The following is a 16,827-nucleotide window of genomic DNA, read 5'->3' on the forward strand; positions in this document are numbered from 1 at the left end:
GTCGTCGCGAGGCGTTGTGTTAACCCTTTAACCCCGCGTGGCATTCGCATTCTTGCCGATATTGCTGACCGTCCGGCCAGCCGGGCACCGCGAGAACCATGCAAATTTTGATTTTTATGTCCGACCTGCAAACCTCTACCCCGAATACCGAATCTTTTGCGGCTCTGTTCGAAGAGTCGCTGACCAAGCAAGACATGCGCGCTGGCGAAGTGATCTCCGCCGAAGTCGTGCGTGTTGACCACAACTTCGTGGTCGTCAACGCTGGTCTCAAGTCCGAAGCCTACATCCCGCTCGAAGAGTTCCTGAACGACGCGGGCGAGGTAGAAGTGCAGGCGGGCGACTTCGTTTCCGTCGCGATCGACGCGCTCGAAAACGGCTATGGCGACACGATCCTGTCGCGCGACAAAGCGAAGCGTCTGGCTTCGTGGCTGTCGCTGGAAAAGGCTCTCGACAACAACGAACTCGTGACCGGCACGATCACGGGCAAGGTCAAGGGCGGCATGACCGTCATGGTCAACGGCATCCGCGCGTTCCTGCCGGGTTCGCTGGTCGACACGCGTCCGGTCAAGGACACGACCCCGTACGAAGGCAAGACCCTGGAATTCCGCGTCATCAAACTCGACCGCAAGCGTAACAACGTCGTGCTGTCGCGCCGTGCCGTGATCGAAGCGACCCAGGGCGAAGAGCGCGCAAAGCTGCTCGAAACGCTGAAGGAAGGCGCGATCGTGGAAGGCGTGGTGAAGAACATCACGGATTACGGCGCGTTCGTGGACCTCGGTGGTATCGACGGCCTGCTGCACATCACCGACATCGCATGGCGTCGTGTGCGTCACCCGAGCGAAGTGCTGTCGGTTGGCCAGGAAGTCACCGCGAAGATCCTCAAGTTCGATCAAGAGAAGAACCGCGTTTCGCTGGGTATCAAGCAACTGGGCGACGATCCGTGGGAAGGCATCTCGCGCCGTTATCCGTCGGGCACGCGCCTGTTCGGTAAGGTCACCAACATCACTGACTACGGCGCATTCGTCGAAGTCGAATCGGGCATCGAAGGCCTGGTCCACGTGTCGGAAATGGACTGGACGAACAAGAACGTTGCACCGTCGAAGGTTGTGCAACTGGGCGACGAAGTCGAAGTCATGGTTCTGGAAATCGACGAAGACCGCCGCCGTATCAGCCTCGGCATGAAGCAATGCAAGCCGAACCCGTGGGACGACTTCAGCCGCAACTTCAAGAAGGGCGACAAGCTGCAAGGCGCAATCAAGTCGATCACCGACTTCGGCGTCTTCATCGGTCTGCCGGGCGGCATCGACGGTCTGGTTCACCTGTCGGACCTGTCGTGGTCGGAAACGGGCGAAGAGGCAGTTCGCAAGTACAAGAAGGGCGACGAAGTGGAAGCGATCGTTCTCGGCATCGACGTCGAGAAGGAACGCATTTCGCTGGGCATCAAGCAGCTCGAAGGCGACCCGTTCAGCAACTTCGTTGCCATGAACGACAAGGGTTCGATCGTCGACGGCGTGGTCAAGACGGTGGACGCGAAGGGTGCTGTGGTTCAACTGTCGGCGGAAGTCGAAGGCTACCTGCGCGCTTCGGAAATCGCACAAGACCGCGTGGAAGATGCTCGCAACGTGCTGAAGGACGGCGACAAGGTCAACGCGATGATCATCAACATCGATCGCAAGTCGCGTGGCATCAACCTGTCGATCAAGGCTAAGGATTCGGCCGAGCAACAGGAAGCGATCCGCGGCCTGGCTTCGTCGGACTCGAGTTCGGCTGCCACCGGCACGACGAACCTCGGCGCGCTGCTGAAGGCCAAGCTCGACGGCCAGAACCCGTAATTGAGGAGCGCCCCCAAACCTGTCGCTTCGCGCCAGGGCCCCCAAGGGGGCCAAGAAAGCTTGGGGGCGGCCCGGCGTTTTCTTGAGAGGTCTGCTGCAGTATGACCAAATCGGAATTGGTCGCCCAGCTGGCTACGCGATTTCCGCAACTTGTCCTTAAGGATGCGGATTTCGCGGTGAAGACGATGCTTGATGCGATGTCGGAGGCACTTGCCAATGGTCATCGCATTGAAATTCGCGGCTTCGGCAGCTTCGGCCTTAACCGCCGTCCGTCCCGCGTCGGGCGTAATCCCAAGTCGGGCGAAAAGGTGTTAGTACCTGAGAAGTACGTACCGCACTTCAAGCCGGGCAAGGAGTTGCGCGAACGGGTGGATCGTCGCGCGGGTGAGCCGTTGAAGGCCGAAGAGCCGGATGACGACCTGTAAATGCTTCGCTGCGCCAGTTACAGCGTGGCATAGATAGTGTCAGCGGCCAAAGCCAGCCGGCAAGAGACCAGAAAAGCGCCTTCGGGCGCTTTTTTTTCGTCTGTGCGTTTGCGTTTTTGTGCCGCCACGTTCCGCCCGGCCCGAAGTACGGTCCACAAGCGCGACTGTAGAACCCGGACAAACCGCCCCGCCGTCCCTGCTGCCTGCGGCAAGATAAAGCCGCGTAAGCCCGCAATCCGCCAGTTCCTGCCCAGCCGCGAGGGCTTCAATTACAATACGGGTCACTTCGGCGCGGGCAACACCGTGGCGCGACGCGTCATCAAGCCGGCGTCACCCCGCAACTGCCGTCAAGAGACCTATTCATGAAATTTATCGTCTGGCTGATCCGGGTGCTGGTGTTCGTGCTGCTGCTGGTGCTGGCGCTTTCCAATACAGATCCTGCTACGCTGAAATTTCCCGGTGGTTACACGTGGTCGCAGCCCCTGATCCTGATCGGCCTCGTGTTCTTCGTGGTCGGGTTGCTGGCCGGGCTGGTGTCGTCGATGCCGGCCATGGTGCGCTTGCGCATGGAAAATGGCCGGCTCAAGCGCGAGTTGCGCGTGGCGCGCGAAGCTCCGGTCGTGGTCGAGCAACCGCCCATGCCGCCGCTGATCTGAATTCCTTGTGCCGCGCACCATGTGCGCGGCTTTCCGTCTTCGCTTTCCCGTACATTTGCATTAATCGCATGGATCTAGACTTCTGGTGGCTGCTTGTCATACCCGTCGCTTTCGCGTTCGGCTGGATGGCTGCGCGCTACGACCTCAAGACGCTGCTCTCCGAAAGCGCCAACCTGCCGCGCTCGTATTTTCGCGGGCTGAACTTCCTGCTCAACGAGCAGCCGGACCAGGCGATCGATGCGTTCATCGAAGTGGTGAAGCTCGATCCCGAAACGGTCGAATTGCACTTCGCGCTGGGCAATCTGTTCCGTCGACGCGGTGAGACGGACCGCGCGATTCGCGTGCATCAGAATCTGTTGAGCCGCGCCGACCTGCCGGTCAGCGAGCGCGATCACGCGCTCTACGAGTTAGGGCAGGATTTCCTGAAAGCGGGTCTGCTCGACCGCGCGGAGGAAACCTTCCGCTCGCTCGAAACCGGCGACTACGCGTTGGGCGCGCAGCGGGCGCTCCTCACCATCTACGAAATCGAGAAGGACTGGGTCAAGTCGATCGACACGGCCCGTCATCTGGAAACGATGGGCGCGGAGTCGCTGGACAAGGAAATCGCGCAGTTCCACTGCGAACTTGCGCAGGAAGCGCTACAACAGAAGAAACCCGACGAGGCTCGCCGCCAACTCGGCTTCGCCTTGAAGGCGAACCCGACCAACGTGCGCGCCACGATCCTGTTCGGCGACGTCGACGCGGCAGGCGGCGCGCAGGAAGCGGCGATTGCCCAATGGCGGCGCGTGGAGGAGCAGAACCCCGCCTATCTGCCGCTGGTCGCCGAAAAGCTGATGAAGGCCTACGAAGCGCTCGGCCGCCCGCAAGATGGCGCCGATCTGCTTACCACGTGGGTGGACCGCTATCCGACCAACGATCTGCTCGACGTTGCTTATCAACACGTCGCATCGTTGCGCGGACCCGAGGCCGCGCATGCGCTGGCGCGCTCGCAAATGCAGAAGTCGCCGAATCTGGCGGGCATGACGCGGCTGCTTGAGGCGCAGGAAGCCGTTGCGGAAGAACCGCGGCGCAGCGAACTCGAACTGATGCGCACGTTGATTCGCCAGCGCACCAAAAATCTGCCACGGTATACGTGCCAGAATTGCGGCTTCAGGGCACGGCTTTTCTACTGGCAGTGCCCGGGTTGCAGCGGTTGGGAAACCTATGCGCCGCGTCGCGTCGAGCCGATCACCGCATCGAACTGAGGCTCAGGCTGCAACGCCGGCTTTGGCCGCGCGGTCGCGCTGCTGCCCCGGCGTGTGACAACCGCCCTGCGCGGGCGGATTTCGCAACATGTTCATGACTGGCTTCATCGCCGGGAATCATCACCGGAACCCTCTACCGGATAGCGTATGAAAATCACCATTATCGGCACGGGCTATGTGGGTCTCGTTACTGGCGCGTGTCTCGCCGAGATCGGTCACGACGTTTTCTGTCTCGACGTCGATCCGCGCAAGATCGAAATCCTCAACAACGGCGGCGTGCCGATTCACGAGCCCGGTTTGCAGGAGATGATCGCCCGCACGCGCGCGGCGCGCCGCATCACGTTTTCCACGGATGTCGAAGCCAGTGTCGCGCACGGCGACGTGCAGTTCATTGCCGTCGGCACGCCGCCGGACGAAGACGGTTCGGCCGATCTGCAATACGTGCTCGAAGCGGCCCGCAACATTGGCCGCACGATGAACGGCTTCAAGGTGATCGTCGACAAGTCGACGGTGCCGGTCGGCACCGCGCAGCGTGTGCGCGCGGTGGTCGAAGAAGAATTGGCCAAACGCGGACTTGCCGGCAGCGCGCAACATCGCTTCTCGGTGGTGTCCAATCCGGAATTCCTGAAGGAAGGCGCGGCGGTCGACGACTTCATGCGCCCCGACCGCATTGTGATCGGCCTTGACGAAGACGAAGCCGGCTTGCGCGCGCGCGAACTGATGAAGCGTCTGTACGCGCCGTTCAACCGCAATCACGAACGCACGCTGTACATGGACGTGCGCTCGGCCGAATTCACGAAATACGCCGCGAATGCGATGCTCGCCACGCGCATCTCGTTCATGAACGAAATGTCGAATCTGGCCGATCGCGTCGGCGCGGATATCGAAGCGGTGCGCCGCGGCATCGGCTCCGATCCGCGGATCGGCTATCACTTCCTGTATGCGGGTTGTGGCTACGGCGGCTCGTGCTTCCCTAAAGACGTCCAGGCGCTGATCCGCACGGCCAGCGAAAGCGGCCACAATCTGCGCATTCTGGAAGCGGTCGAAGAAGTGAACGACAGGCAGAAAGACGTGCTGGTGCAAAAGATCACGAGCAAGCTCGGCAACGATCTGAGCGGCCGCACGTTCGCGGTGTGGGGGCTTGCGTTCAAGCCCAATACCGACGACATGCGCGAGGCGCCGAGCCGCCGCCTGATCGCGGAACTGCTGGCGCGCGGCGCCCACGTGCGCGCGTACGATCCGGTCGCGGTGACCGAAGCGCGCCGCGTGTTCGCCATGGATCTGCATGACGCACCGGACCAGTTCGCGCGTCTCGCCTTTGCGACCACGCAGGACGAAACGCTTACGGGCGCCGACGCCCTCGTGATCGTGACCGAATGGAAAGAATTCAAGAGTCCGGACTTCGTCCATCTGAAATCGGTGCTGAAGTCGCCGCTGATTTTCGACGGACGCAACTTGTATGAACCGGACGCGATGACCGAGCTCGGCATCGACTATCACTCGATTGGACGCCCTTATGCCCAACCCTCTGAACTTCCGGCCGATGCCTGAGACCACGCCCGGTGCCGCTGCGTCCACGCCCGCGCCGCAGCTTACCGTCGTGCCGCGCGAACGGCTCGCCGCGGCGCGCGTGCTGGTGGTGGGCGACGTCATGCTCGATCGCTACTGGTTCGGCGACGTGAACCGCATTTCGCCGGAAGCGCCTGTGCCGGTCGTGCTGGTGCAGCGTCAGGAAGACCGCCTCGGCGGCGCGGCGAACGTCGCGCGCAATGCGGTCGCGCTCGGCGCACAGGCAGGCTTGCTATGCGTGGTCGGCCATGACGAGCCCGGCGAGCGTATCGTGCAGTTGCTGAATGAAAGCGGCGTAAAGCCGTATCTCGAGCGCGACCCGGCGCTCCTCACCACGATCAAGCTGCGGGTGCTGTCACGCCAGCAACAATTGTTGCGTGTGGACTTCGAAAATTCGCCGGCGCACGAGGTGCTGCTCGCGGGTCTCGCCCGGTTCGACGAACTGCTGCCGTCGCACGACGTGATTCTGATGTCCGACTATGCGAAGGGCGGCCTGACCCACGTCACGCAGATGATCTCGAAGGCGAATGCGGCGGGCAAGCCGGTGCTGGTCGATCCGAAGGGCGATGACTGGGAACGCTATCGCGGCGCTACCCTGATCACGCCGAACCGTGCTGAGTTGCGCGAGGTGGTCGGTCAGTGGAAATCGGAAGAAGATCTGCTCGCGCGCGTAACGAAACTGCGCACCGACCTGGAATTCAAGGCGCTGCTGCTGACGCGTTCGGAAGAGGGTATGACGCTCTTCTCGGACGACGGCGTCCTGCACGCTTCGGCTGTCGCACGCGAAGTGTATGATGTTTCGGGTGCGGGCGACACCGTGATCGCCACGCTCGCCGCCATGCTCGGCGCGGGTCTCACGCTGGTCGAGGCGGTCGGGCTCGCGAATCGCGCGGCCGGCATCGTGGTCGGCAAACTGGGCACCGCCACTGTCGACTACGACGAACTTTTTCATTGATGCGGACCGCCGGGTTCCTCGCTGTGCTTGAGTCATGAACGGCGCATAGAGGGATCCGCGGGACGGCAACTGAACCTGTCGATCGGAGTCGGCACAGAGCGCTTACTCCGATCCTATGCAAAGCTCACTACCGCAGGATCATCATGACCCTCATCGTCACCGGCGCGGCCGGTTTTATCGGCAGCAATCTCGTGAAGGCGCTCAACGAGCGCGGTGAACAGCGCATCATCGCGGTGGACAATCTGACGCGCGCGGACAAGTTCAAGAACCTGGTCGACTGCGAGATCGACGACTACCTCGACAAAACCGAGTTCGTCGAACGCTTCAAGCGCGGGGACTTCGGCAAGGTGCGCGCGATTTTCCACGAAGGCGCCTGTTCGGACACGATGGAAACCGACGGCCGCTACATGATGGACAACAACTTCCGCTATAGCCGCGAGGTGCTCGACGTCTGCCTCGCGCAGAACATCCAGTTCCTGTATGCATCCTCGGCGGCTACGTACGGCGGCTCGAGCCGTTTCGTCGAAGAGCGCGAAGTCGAGCAGCCGCTGAACGTGTACGGCTACTCGAAGTTCCTGTTCGACCAGGTGATCCGCCGCGTGCTGCCCACGGCGAAAAGCCAGATTGCCGGCTTCCGTTATTTCAACGTATACGGGCCGCGCGAAACGCACAAGGCACGCATGGCGTCGGTGGCGTTTCACAACTTCAACCAGTTCCGCGCCGAGGGCAAGGTCAAGCTGTTCGGCGAATACAACGGCTACGCGGCGGGTGAGCAGACGCGCGACTTCGTTTCGGTTGAAGACGTGGTGAAGGTCAACCTGTTCTTCTTCGACAATCCAGACAAGTCGGGCATCTTCAATCTGGGTAGCGGCCGTGCACAACCGTTCAACGACATCGCCAGCACGGTGGTCAATACGCTGCGAACGCTGAACAACGAACCGGCGTTGTCGCTCGCGGAACAGGTGCAGCGCGGGATGATCGAATATATTCCGTTCCCCGATGCATTGCGCGGCAAGTACCAGTGCTTCACGCAGGCGGATCAGTCGAAGCTGCGCGCGGCCGGCTACGACGCGCCGTTCCTGAGCGTGCAGGAAGGTGTCGATCGTTACGTACGTTGGCTATTCGGCCAGGTGTAAATAATTCGGATCCCTCTTTAAACTGGAATCTCCCGGTTGGTGATGGTCTCCAACCGGTTGTACGAGGGAGATTCCATATGTTTCGAAAAATTCTGGTTACCGCGGCCATGCTCGCCGCTTTCGGCCACGCTTATGCGGCGGTCGACGTCAACACGGCTAATGAGGACGCGCTGCGCGGCATCAAGGGCATCGGTCCTGCCAAAGCGAAAGCCATTCTCGACGAGCTTGCAGCGCATGGTCCGTTCAAGGACCCGGCCGATCTCGGCAAGCGCGTCAAGGGCATGGGCGGGCATACCGTCGAGCGCCTGCAGGCGGAGGGTCTCGCTGTCGGTCCGGCTGGCGCGGCTGCTAACACGCAGGCTGCGGCGTCTGCACAGACCAAAGGCGCGGCCGTTCCGGCCAACGCGCCGAAGAACAGTGCCACGGTGGCAGTGAAGAAATAGCCTGACGCGGAGCAGGCGCGCGGGCCCGACGGCCGCGCGCCTGCTCCATTCGCGCAGTTTTCCTTCATGGTCGGAGTCGTCACGAACACTCCTTCAGCTGTCATGCAGATGACTGGCTCCCGCGGTTCTCAGCCGCGGGCTTTTTGCGTTGAAGGCGTTCGCGGGCGGGCGCCTGCATCCATGCGGACAGAAGGGCCGCGCGGCAGGTGGGGGCACGGTGGTTTAGAATCGACGGATTAAGACTTCGCGCACCGACAGCACCAAAACCGATATGGCTTACAAAACGATTGAAGACACGATCGGCAATACGCCGCTCGTGCAACTCGTCCGGCTCCCTGACGACGAGATCCGCAGCCGCAACAACGTGATCCTTGCGAAGCTCGAGGGCAACAACCCTGCGGGCTCGGTGAAGGATCGCCCTGCGTTGTCGATGATCAAGAAAGCGGAAGCGCGCGGGCGCATCAAGCCCGGCGACACGCTGATCGAATCGACCAGCGGCAACACCGGTATTGCGCTGGCTATGGCGGCCGCGATCCGTGGCTACAAAATGGTGCTGATCATGCCGGAAGATCTGTCGGTGGAACGCCGTCAGAGCATGGCCGCGTACGGCGCGCAGATCGTGCTCACGCCGGTCACGGGCGGGATGGAGTACGCACGCGATCTGGCCGAGCAGATGCAGCGCGAAGGCAAGGGCATCATCCTCGACCAGTTCGCCAATCCGGACAATCCGGCCGCGCACGTCGAAGGCACGGGCCCGGAAATCTGGCGCGATACCGAAGGTCGCATTACCCATTTCGTGTCGTCCATGGGCACGACCGGCACGATCATGGGCGTGTCCACTTATCTGAAAGAGCAGAACCAGGCGATCGAGATCATCGGCGCGCAACCCGAAGAGGGTTCGCGCATTCCGGGCATCCGCAAATGGCCGGAAGCCTATCTGCCGAAGATTTTCGATCGCAGCCGCGTGGATCGTGTGGAGAATGTGAGCCAGGCCGCCGCCGAGGCTATGGCGCGCCGTATGGCGTCGGTGGAAGGCATCTTTGCCGGCATCTCGTCGGGCGGCGCGTGCGAAGTGGCGCTGCGCGTCGCGCGGCAGGTCGAGAACGCGACGATCGTGTTCATCGTATGCGATCGCGGCGACCGTTATCTGTCCACGGGTGTGTTTCCCGCATAAATGCGTCGCGGAGCTTCTAGCCCGTCAATGAAAAAAGCGCCGATTCACAACCGGCGCTTTTTTCATATTTACTCGTGAGGCGAACTCGCCGCACCCGCTGCCGCCTGTTCCGTCTATTGCGAAGTGCCAGCCGGCGCTGCCGCGCCGTTGCCGGCGTTTGCCGCGTCGCTTGCTTCCATCTGCGCCTTGACCCGCTGGCCCAACTGATAGACCGCGAGCGCATAAAAGAAGCTGCGGTTATAGCGCGTCAGTACGTAGAAATTCTTCAGGCCCAGCACGTACTCGGTGCCGCGTCCCGGCGAAGGCAGATCCACCACCGTCACCGGCGTGCCGGCTTCCGACGCGATATCCACGCCGGGTTCGTTCAGCAGTAGTCCGGCGCGCAGCAATTGATCGAGCGGCCAGTGCGGCTCCGGCTGACCGTCGGCGGCAGCTTGCGCGACGCCCAGGCTGCCGGCGTCCGAGCCGATCTTCCACACCACCGGCCGGCCATTTTCCCAACCGTTCTGACGCAGATAGTTCGCCACGCTGCCAATCGCGTCCGCCTGGCTCGTGCGCAGGTCGATCTGCCGGTTGCCGTCGTAGCTCACCGCGTATTGCACAATGCTGCTCGGCAGGAACTGCGGAATACCGATCGCGCCGGTGTAGGAACCCAGCACCGAGGTCGGGTCGATCTGCGAGTCGCGAGTCCACACCAGGTAGTCTTCGAGATTCTTGCGGAAGGTTGCCTGGCGATCCGCGCGATTGGCGGTGTTCGGATAATCGAAGCTGAGCGTGGTCAGTGCGTCGAGCACACGGAAGTTGCCCATGAAGCGCCCATAGATCGTCTCCACGCCGATAATGCCGACGACCACTTCCGGCGGCACGCCGAACTCCTCGTACGCGCGCTGCAGCGTGGCCTGGTTCGCACGCCAGAAACGCACGCCGGCATTGATGCGGACCTGGTCGAGAAAGCGCGACTGATACACGCGCCAGTTCTTCACCGCCGGCGAGGGCGACGGCGTTACGAGCTTGACCGCGGTTGCCGAATAACTCACGCTGGCAAAGAGCGCATGCAGTGCGGCCTCGTCGAAGTCGTAACGCGCGGCCATGTCGTTGATGAACGCGTCGACATTGGGATTGTTCGCGTAGCGCTGCGGAATGATCTCTTCTTCAAACGTTTGCCCTTGCGGCACAGCGGGTTGCGGCTGGCTTTGCGCGAGCAGCACCGGTGGCTTTTTGCCGACGCTTTGCGCGATAGCGGGACTGGTTGCCATGAACATGCACGATGCGACGGAGAGTGCGGCGGCGAGGGTTCTGGTACGTAGCCGGTTTCGTGCAGACAGAGCAAGCTTGACGGTCATAGTGAGCAAAGGGCGCGGTGCGTAAGAGTCAAGGGAAAGGCGGGGAAAAACCGATCGGGGCAGTATACCCGACGCCTTCCGCAAAACTGTGCCTGACGCGTCACAGCCGCATCGTGTGGTAACTTGATGAATGTTGGCGCGCCGAGGGCGCGCGCCCCTGGATGGAGACACGCCGCACGCGCCACAAGGCGCGTCGCCGCAGAAAAGAATCATGGCAACTGGCTTTTATTCCCACGCCGACTGTCTGCTGCACGATATGGGGCAATGGCATCCCGAATGCCCGGCGCGCCTGCAGGCAATCGAAGACCAATTGATCGCGAGCCGCATCGATTCGCTGATCGAGCGCGAGTCGGCACCGCTTGCCGACGAAGCCGCGCTGCTGCGCGTGCATACGCAAGCCCACGTCGATTACATCCGCAGCCGGTCACCGGTTGAAGGCATGGCCGAAATCGATCCCGATACGACGATGAACCCGCACACCTTGCAAGCCGCGTTGCGCGCGGCGGGTGCTGCGGTAGCCGCGACCGACGCGGTGATCGAAGGCCGTTACGACAACGCGTTCTGCAGCGTGCGGCCGCCCGGCCACCATGCCGAACCGGCGCGCGCTATGGGTTTCTGCTTTTTCAACAATATCGCGATCGCCGCGCGTCATGCGCTCGAAGTGCACGGACTCGAACGCGTCGCGATCATCGACTTCGACGTGCATCACGGCAACGGTACCGAAGCGGCGTTCTCGGGCGACTCGCGCGTGCTGATGTGCAGCTTCTTCCAACATCCGTTCTATCCGTTCACCGGCGCCGACAACCAGGCGCCCAACATGTGCAACGTGCCGCTGCCGGCGCGCTCGAAAGGCATGGCGGTGCGCGAAGCGGTGGACATGCTGTGGCTGCCGCGCCTGCATGAATTCAAGCCGGAGATGCTGTTCATCTCGGCCGGCTTCGACGCGCATCGCGAGGACGATCTCGGCAACATGGGCCTCGTCGAAGACGATTACGCGTGGATCACCGATCAGATGCGCGAGATCGCGAAGCGCTATTCGCGCGGGCGGATCGTCAGTTGTCTTGAAGGCGGCTACAACCTGTCCGCGCTGGGGCGCAGCGTGGTCGCCCACATGCGCTCGCTGGCCGGGATCTGAGCCGCCGCGCCGCGCGCGCTCGCCATCCACGCAACGAGGAGTGAGTCATGAACGCCGAGGCGCGCAACGCTTCACTAGTCGAGATCGAACACGGCGGGTACGGTGTGCCGGGCGTCGTGCGTTTGACGATGAACCGGCCCGATGCCTTTAATGCGCTTTCCGAAGCCTTGCTCGACGAGCTGCAGACGGCATTGAGCGAGATCGGCCGGTCTGACGCGCGCGTGGTCGTGATCGCCGGCGCGGGCCGGGCGTTCTGCGCGGGACACGATCTGAAGGAAATGCGCGCGGCGCCGTCGCTCGCGTACTATCAGGCGCTGTTCGCCCGCTGCACGAAGCTCATGATGACGATCCAGCGCTTGCCGCAACCGGTGATCGCGCGCGTGCAAGGCGTTGCCACGGCGGCCGGTTGCCAGCTCGTCGCGATGTGCGATCTGGCGGTCGCAGCCGATACGGCGCGTTTTGCCGTTTCGGGCGTCAACCTCGGGCTTTTCTGCGCGACGCCTTCGGTGCCGCTGTCGCGTAACCTGTCGCGTAAAGCGGCGCTCGAAATGCTGCTCACCGGCGATTTCATCGATGCCGTGGGCGCGAAGCGGGAAGGTCTCGTGAACCGTGTGGTCCCCGCGGATGCGCTCGACGCGGAACTCACGCGGCTCGCCGCCAGCATCTGCGCTAAACCCGTCGAAGCCGTGAGCGCGGGCAAAGGCCTCTTCTATCGGCAGTTGGAGATGGGTATCGAAGCGGCTTACCAGCTTGCCGGCCAGACGATGGCCTGCAACATGATGGATGAGTCGGCGCTCGAAGGCGTGCAGGCGTTCATCGACAAACGGCCGCCTGACTGGAAACGTGACGCGGGCTAGCGGCGTCGTTCAGGGCATGGTTCAGCCTCTAACCACCAGCCGTTTTTCGATCCACTCGATCAACGCCCCAATCACCCTATCGCGGTCCATGTCGTTCATCGTTTCGTGATAGCTGCCCTCGTGCAGGGTGAGCGTCTTGTCCGGTGAGCCTGCGTGCTGGCCGAAGTCGCGGCTGCCTTCGGGTTCGGTGAGCTTGTCGGCGGTGCCGTGATAGACCAGCAGCGGTACACGCAAGCCCGCCCGGCCGCGTTCGATACGCGCCATTGCCAGCAACAGTTCCGCGCCGGTGCGCGCGGGAATCGCGCCGTGATGCACGAGCGGGTCGTTGCGATTGGCATTCACTACGGGTTGAAGGCGCGAGAGCAGCGCGGCGTCGATTTTCATCGCGGGGAAGCTGGGGTAGAGACGGCTGATCACCTGGCTCAGCTTGAGCATCCAGCGCGGCACGTCGCGGCCGGGCGCCAGCGCCGGGCTCGACAGGATCAGGCCGTTCAGGCGCCGGCCGCTCGCTTCGAGGCGCTCGATCGCGTAGAGCGCGGCCACGGCGCCGCCCATGCTGTGGCCCATCAGGAAGAGCGGCGCGCAACTTTGCGCCGCGGCGTCGAGCAAGGCTTGCGCGTCCAGCAGATAGTCGTCGAAGCGCTTCACGTAGGCCCGCTTGCCGGGCGCGCGGCCGTGGCCGCGCAGATCGATCGCCACCAGTTCGATGCCGGCCGCGTTCAGCCGCGCGGCCAGCGCCGCGTATCGACCGGCGTGCTCGGCCAGCCCGTGGATCAGCGCCACGGTGGCGCGCATCGGCGCGGCGGCCGGCCAGCGGTATAGCGGCAATTCCACGCCGTCGCCGGCCGTGACCGACGAGCGCAGCGGCTCGCCAGCGTTTCGCTTGCCCGCGACGGGCTGCACAGTGCTGCTTGGGGACGTCTCCATGACTGCCGATTATCCTGATGCTGATTTTGTTCGCCCGATCATAGTCGTAGTGCCGGCGTGCGCGCGAGCATCTCGCACCGGGCGGGCCTCTAATTCCAACCGGTTATGAAAAGATCGTAATTGATTATTAAAGGGAATGTCGGCGCTGCGGTAGAATTGCCGGCTCAAATCCCAATAAAAGCAACGGCGGCCGCTTGTCGCGAGCGCATGACGCGCGCTGACAGTCGCCGCCGTTTCGTTTTTCCATGATCGAAATACGCAATATCTCCCAGCGGTTCGCCGGGCCCCGGGGCTGGGTCGAGGCGCTGCACAACGTCAATCTGTCGATTCCGGCGGGCGAGGTGTTCGGCATCATCGGCCGCAGCGGCGCGGGCAAGAGTACGCTCGTGCGCACCATCAACCTGCTGACGCGCCCGAGCGAAGGCAATATCGTCGTCAACGGCCGCGATCTGACGACGCTGCCCGCAGCCCAACTGCGCGAGGCGCGTCGCGAGATCGGCATGATCTTCCAGCACTTCAACCTGCTGTCGTCGCGCACCGTGTACGGGAACGTCGCGCTGCCGCTCGAACTCGCCGGCATGAAGCGCGATGAAATCGAAGCGAACGTGCTGCCGCTGCTCGAACTGGTCGGCCTGACGGCGCAGAAGGATCGCTATCCGGCGCAGATCAGCGGCGGCCAGAAGCAGCGCGTCGGTATCGCACGGGCGCTGGCGAGCAAGCCGAAAGTGCTGCTCTCCGACGAAGCGACGTCCGCGCTCGATCCCGAAACCACGCGCTCGATCCTCGACCTGCTCAAGCGCATCAATCGTGAACTGAACCTGACGATCGTGCTGATCACGCACCAGATGGACGTGATCAAGCAGGTCTGCGACCGCGTCGCGGTGCTGGATGCGGGCCGCGTGGTCGAAGAGGGCAAGGTTATCGACGTGTTCCTGCAACCGCATCATGAAGTCACGCGCGCGTTGATCGGCGACGTGATCGCGCAGGAACTGCCACCCGCCATGAAGGCGCGCGTCGCAGAACGACTCAAGACCGGCAGCGGCCACTTGCTGCGGCTCGCGTTCACCGGCTCCGGCGTCGATCAGCCGATCCTGTCGGAAACCATTCGCCGCTACGAACTCGACTTCAACATCCTGCACGGCCAGATCGACGAGATCCAGGGGCAGGCTTTCGGCTCGCTCGCGGTGCTGGCGGGCGGCGAACCGGCGAACGTGGCGCGGGCATTGACGTATCTGCGTGAACAGGGTGTGGTGGTGGAGGAACTCTCGTATGTTGAGTGAAATGCTGGATATGTTCGTCCAGTCGTTCTGGGAAACGCTCGTGATGGTGGGCATTTCGGGACTGGTCGGCGCGTTGGTGGGTTTGCCGCTCGGTGTGCTGCTGTATCTGACGGATCGCCAGGGCGTGCTGCAGAACATCGCGGTGAATCGCGTGATGGGTGTGGTCGTCAATGCGGTTCGTTCGACGCCGTTCATCATCCTGCTCGTGGCCGTGATTCCGTTCACGCGCCTCGTGGTGGGTTCGTCGATCGGCACGGCGGCCGCTGTCGTGCCGCTGACGATCGCCGCCGCGCCGTTCATCGCGCGTCTGGTCGAGACCGCGTTGCGCGAAGTGGATCGCGGACTGATCGAAGCCGCGCAGGCGATGGGCGCGACCACCAGCCAGATCGTCTTCAAGGTGTTGTTGCCGGAATCGCTGCCGGGCGTGGTCGCCGGCCTGACGATCACTTTCGTCTCGCTGGTCGGCTATTCGGCAATGGCCGGCGCGATCGGCGGCGGCGGTCTCGGCGATCTCGGCATTCGTTACGGGTATCAGCGTTTCCTGCCGGAAGTGATGTTGACGGTCGTGGTGATTCTGATCGTCTTCGTGCAACTGGTGCAGTCGTTTGGGGATTGGCTCGTGCGTCGCTTGAGCCATAAGTAAAACAACAAAATCGATAGATTCGGGAATGTCCAACATGCAACGTCGTCTCATTCTGAAACTGGCCGCCGCATTCGGCGCCGCGTCACTGTTCGCCACCGGCGTGGCTCACGCTGAAGACACGATCAAGGTCGGCGTCACCGGCGGTCCGCATGCGCAGATCATGGAAGTCGTGAAGACGGTCGCGGCGAAAAACGGCCTGAACATCAAGATTGTCGAATTCTCCGACTACGTGCAGCCGAACGCCGCGCTCGCCGGCGGCGATCTGGACGCGAACAGCTATCAGCACGACCCGTATCTGCAGGCGCAGGTGAAGGACCGCGGCTACAAGCTGGTCCGTGTCGCGGATACGGTGACGTACCCGATGGGCATCTATTCGAAGAAAGTGAAGTTGCTCGCCGAGTTGCAGCCGGGCGCGAAGATCGCGGTGCCGAACGATCCGACCAACGGCGGCCGCGCACTCCTGTTGCTGCAAAAGCAGGGCTTGCTGAAACTGCGCGCCGATGCCGGTCTGAAGGCGACACCGCTCGACATTGTCGACAACCCGAAGAAGCTGAAGATCGTCGAACTCGACGCCGCGCAGATTCCGCGCTCGCTAAACGATGTGGACGCTGCCGCGATCAATACGAACTTCGCGATGGAAGCGGGTCTGAAACCCAAGCAGGACGCCATCGCAATTGAAGATCCGAAGGGCCCTTATGTGAACGTCATCGCGATCCGCGAGGCGGACAGGAATAAGCCGTGGGTCGCCAAACTGGTCGCGGCGTATCATTCGCCGGAAGTGAAGCAGTTTGTTGAAAGCAAATTCGGCGGGTCGGTGATCACCGCGTGGTGAGCCGACGGCCTGCGGAACAAGCAAGACAAGACGGCAATGCAAAATTAGAGTCGTAGGTCGGAACCCGGGGTTGTCTCCCGGGTTTTTTCGAGATTAAAATAGAACGACCGTTCGTTATTGCCGTCGCGCCGCTGAGGAGCGATATCCTCCTGCTAAAGCGCCCGCGACAGGGCTGCCGCGAGGGCAGTCGTTATAATGCTCGTTGGGTTGACGTATTCGTAACTTTGGAGCGTGTGCATGAAAATCCTGGTGCCAGTCAAAAGAGTAGTCGATTACAACGTGAAAGTCCGGGTGAAGTCGGACGGCACGGGCGTCGACATCGCGAACGTGAAGATGTCGATGAATCCGTTCGATGAAATCGCGGTTGAAGAAGCGG

Annotated in this window: 16 protein-coding genes and 1 pseudogene; 15 read left to right on the top strand and 2 right to left on the bottom strand. The window is 62.4% G+C overall.

The features are described from left to right. Positions 1-98 precede the first annotated feature (98 nt). From rpsA to cysM, 9 genes are all read left to right on the top strand, one after another. Positions 99-1,832, top strand: a complete 1,734-nt coding sequence (gene rpsA, locus NE850_RS26525; protein ID WP_007180888.1) for a 30S ribosomal protein S1 — start codon at positions 99-101, stop codon at positions 1,830-1,832. A gap of 101 nt (positions 1,833-1,933) precedes the next feature. Continuing rightward, on the top strand, positions 1,934-2,257 hold the full coding sequence (locus tag NE850_RS26530; RefSeq protein ID WP_007180889.1) for an integration host factor subunit beta: 324 nt from the start codon (positions 1,934-1,936) through the stop codon (positions 2,255-2,257). A gap of 362 nt (positions 2,258-2,619) precedes the next feature. After that, positions 2,620-2,913: a lipopolysaccharide assembly LapA domain-containing protein gene (locus NE850_RS26535; RefSeq protein WP_007180890.1), complete on the top strand. Its 294-nt coding sequence runs from the start codon at positions 2,620-2,622 to the stop codon at positions 2,911-2,913. 68 nt (positions 2,914-2,981) lie between these two features. Then, complete coding sequence (lapB, locus tag NE850_RS26540; protein WP_007180891.1) at positions 2,982-4,157, top strand: lipopolysaccharide assembly protein LapB; 1,176 nt, start codon at positions 2,982-2,984, stop codon at positions 4,155-4,157. A 147-nt stretch (positions 4,158-4,304) separates the two neighbouring features. Beyond that, the gene (locus NE850_RS26545; RefSeq protein ID WP_007180892.1) at positions 4,305-5,708 is read left to right on the top strand and encodes a UDP-glucose/GDP-mannose dehydrogenase family protein; all 1,404 of its coding nucleotides are present in this window, start codon (positions 4,305-4,307) and stop codon (positions 5,706-5,708) included. After that, positions 5,674-6,681, top strand: coding sequence for a D-glycero-beta-D-manno-heptose-7-phosphate kinase (gene rfaE1, locus NE850_RS26550; RefSeq protein WP_007180893.1), 1,008 nt, complete (start codon positions 5,674-5,676; stop codon positions 6,679-6,681). The genes NE850_RS26545 and rfaE1 overlap by 35 nt, the downstream gene beginning before the upstream one ends. Before the next feature lie 143 nt (positions 6,682-6,824). After that, positions 6,825-7,817, top strand: coding sequence for an ADP-glyceromanno-heptose 6-epimerase (rfaD, locus tag NE850_RS26555; protein WP_007180894.1), 993 nt, complete (start codon positions 6,825-6,827; stop codon positions 7,815-7,817). Positions 7,818-7,894: 77 nt separating this feature from the next. After that, entirely contained in the window at positions 7,895-8,260 is a 366-nt protein-coding gene (locus tag NE850_RS26560) for a helix-hairpin-helix domain-containing protein (RefSeq protein WP_310699610.1), read from the top strand. Positions 8,261-8,531: 271 nt separating this feature from the next. Continuing rightward, positions 8,532-9,434: a cysteine synthase CysM gene (gene cysM / locus NE850_RS26565; RefSeq protein ID WP_007180896.1), complete on the top strand. Its 903-nt coding sequence runs from the start codon at positions 8,532-8,534 to the stop codon at positions 9,432-9,434. Positions 9,435-9,547: 113 nt separating this feature from the next. Here cysM and mltB read toward each other — a convergent pair whose 3' ends face one another. Continuing rightward, positions 9,548-10,696 (bottom strand): lytic murein transglycosylase B, encoded by a 1,149-nt coding sequence (mltB, locus tag NE850_RS26570; protein WP_035517949.1) that lies wholly within the window; start codon positions 10,694-10,696, stop codon positions 9,548-9,550. 292 nt (positions 10,697-10,988) lie between these two features. Here mltB and NE850_RS26575 point away from each other — a divergent pair, with 292 nt between their 5' ends. Together NE850_RS26575 and NE850_RS26580 are read left to right on the top strand one after the other, a co-directional pair. Next, positions 10,989-11,912, top strand: a complete 924-nt coding sequence (locus tag NE850_RS26575) for a histone deacetylase family protein (RefSeq protein ID WP_007180898.1) — start codon at positions 10,989-10,991, stop codon at positions 11,910-11,912. 47 nt (positions 11,913-11,959) lie between these two features. Further along, positions 11,960-12,769 carry an enoyl-CoA hydratase gene (locus NE850_RS26580; protein WP_007180899.1) on the top strand — a complete coding sequence of 270 codons (810 nt, stop codon included), beginning with the start codon at positions 11,960-11,962 and terminating at the stop codon, positions 12,767-12,769. Positions 12,770-12,790: 21 nt separating this feature from the next. Here the strand turns inward: NE850_RS26580 and NE850_RS26585 are convergent, their stop codons facing one another. Continuing rightward, on the bottom strand, positions 12,791-13,696 hold the full coding sequence (locus tag NE850_RS26585; protein ID WP_007180900.1) for an alpha/beta hydrolase: 906 nt from the start codon (positions 13,694-13,696) through the stop codon (positions 12,791-12,793). A gap of 245 nt (positions 13,697-13,941) precedes the next feature. On the opposite strand from NE850_RS26585, the gene NE850_RS26590 reads away from it, so the two are divergent. The 4 genes and pseudogenes from NE850_RS26590 to NE850_RS26605 form a co-directional block, all read left to right on the top strand. Then, entirely contained in the window at positions 13,942-14,976 is a 1,035-nt protein-coding gene (locus NE850_RS26590) for a methionine ABC transporter ATP-binding protein (RefSeq protein WP_007180901.1), read from the top strand. Then, positions 14,966-15,619 carry a methionine ABC transporter permease gene (locus NE850_RS26595; RefSeq protein ID WP_007180902.1) on the top strand — a complete coding sequence of 218 codons (654 nt, stop codon included), beginning with the start codon at positions 14,966-14,968 and terminating at the stop codon, positions 15,617-15,619. The genes NE850_RS26590 and NE850_RS26595 overlap by 11 nt, the downstream gene beginning before the upstream one ends. A 34-nt stretch (positions 15,620-15,653) precedes the next feature. Next, positions 15,654-16,451, top strand: a complete 798-nt coding sequence (locus NE850_RS26600) for a MetQ/NlpA family ABC transporter substrate-binding protein (protein ID WP_165186779.1) — start codon at positions 15,654-15,656, stop codon at positions 16,449-16,451. 237 nt (positions 16,452-16,688) lie between these two features. Further along, positions 16,689-16,827: pseudogene (locus NE850_RS26605) on the top strand (electron transfer flavoprotein subunit beta/FixA family protein); the annotation flags it as partial.

The sequence above is a fragment of the Paraburkholderia sp. USG1 genome, assembly GCF_031570135.1.
In the GTDB taxonomy this organism is placed as follows: domain Bacteria; phylum Pseudomonadota; class Gammaproteobacteria; order Burkholderiales; family Burkholderiaceae; genus Paraburkholderia; species Paraburkholderia dioscoreae.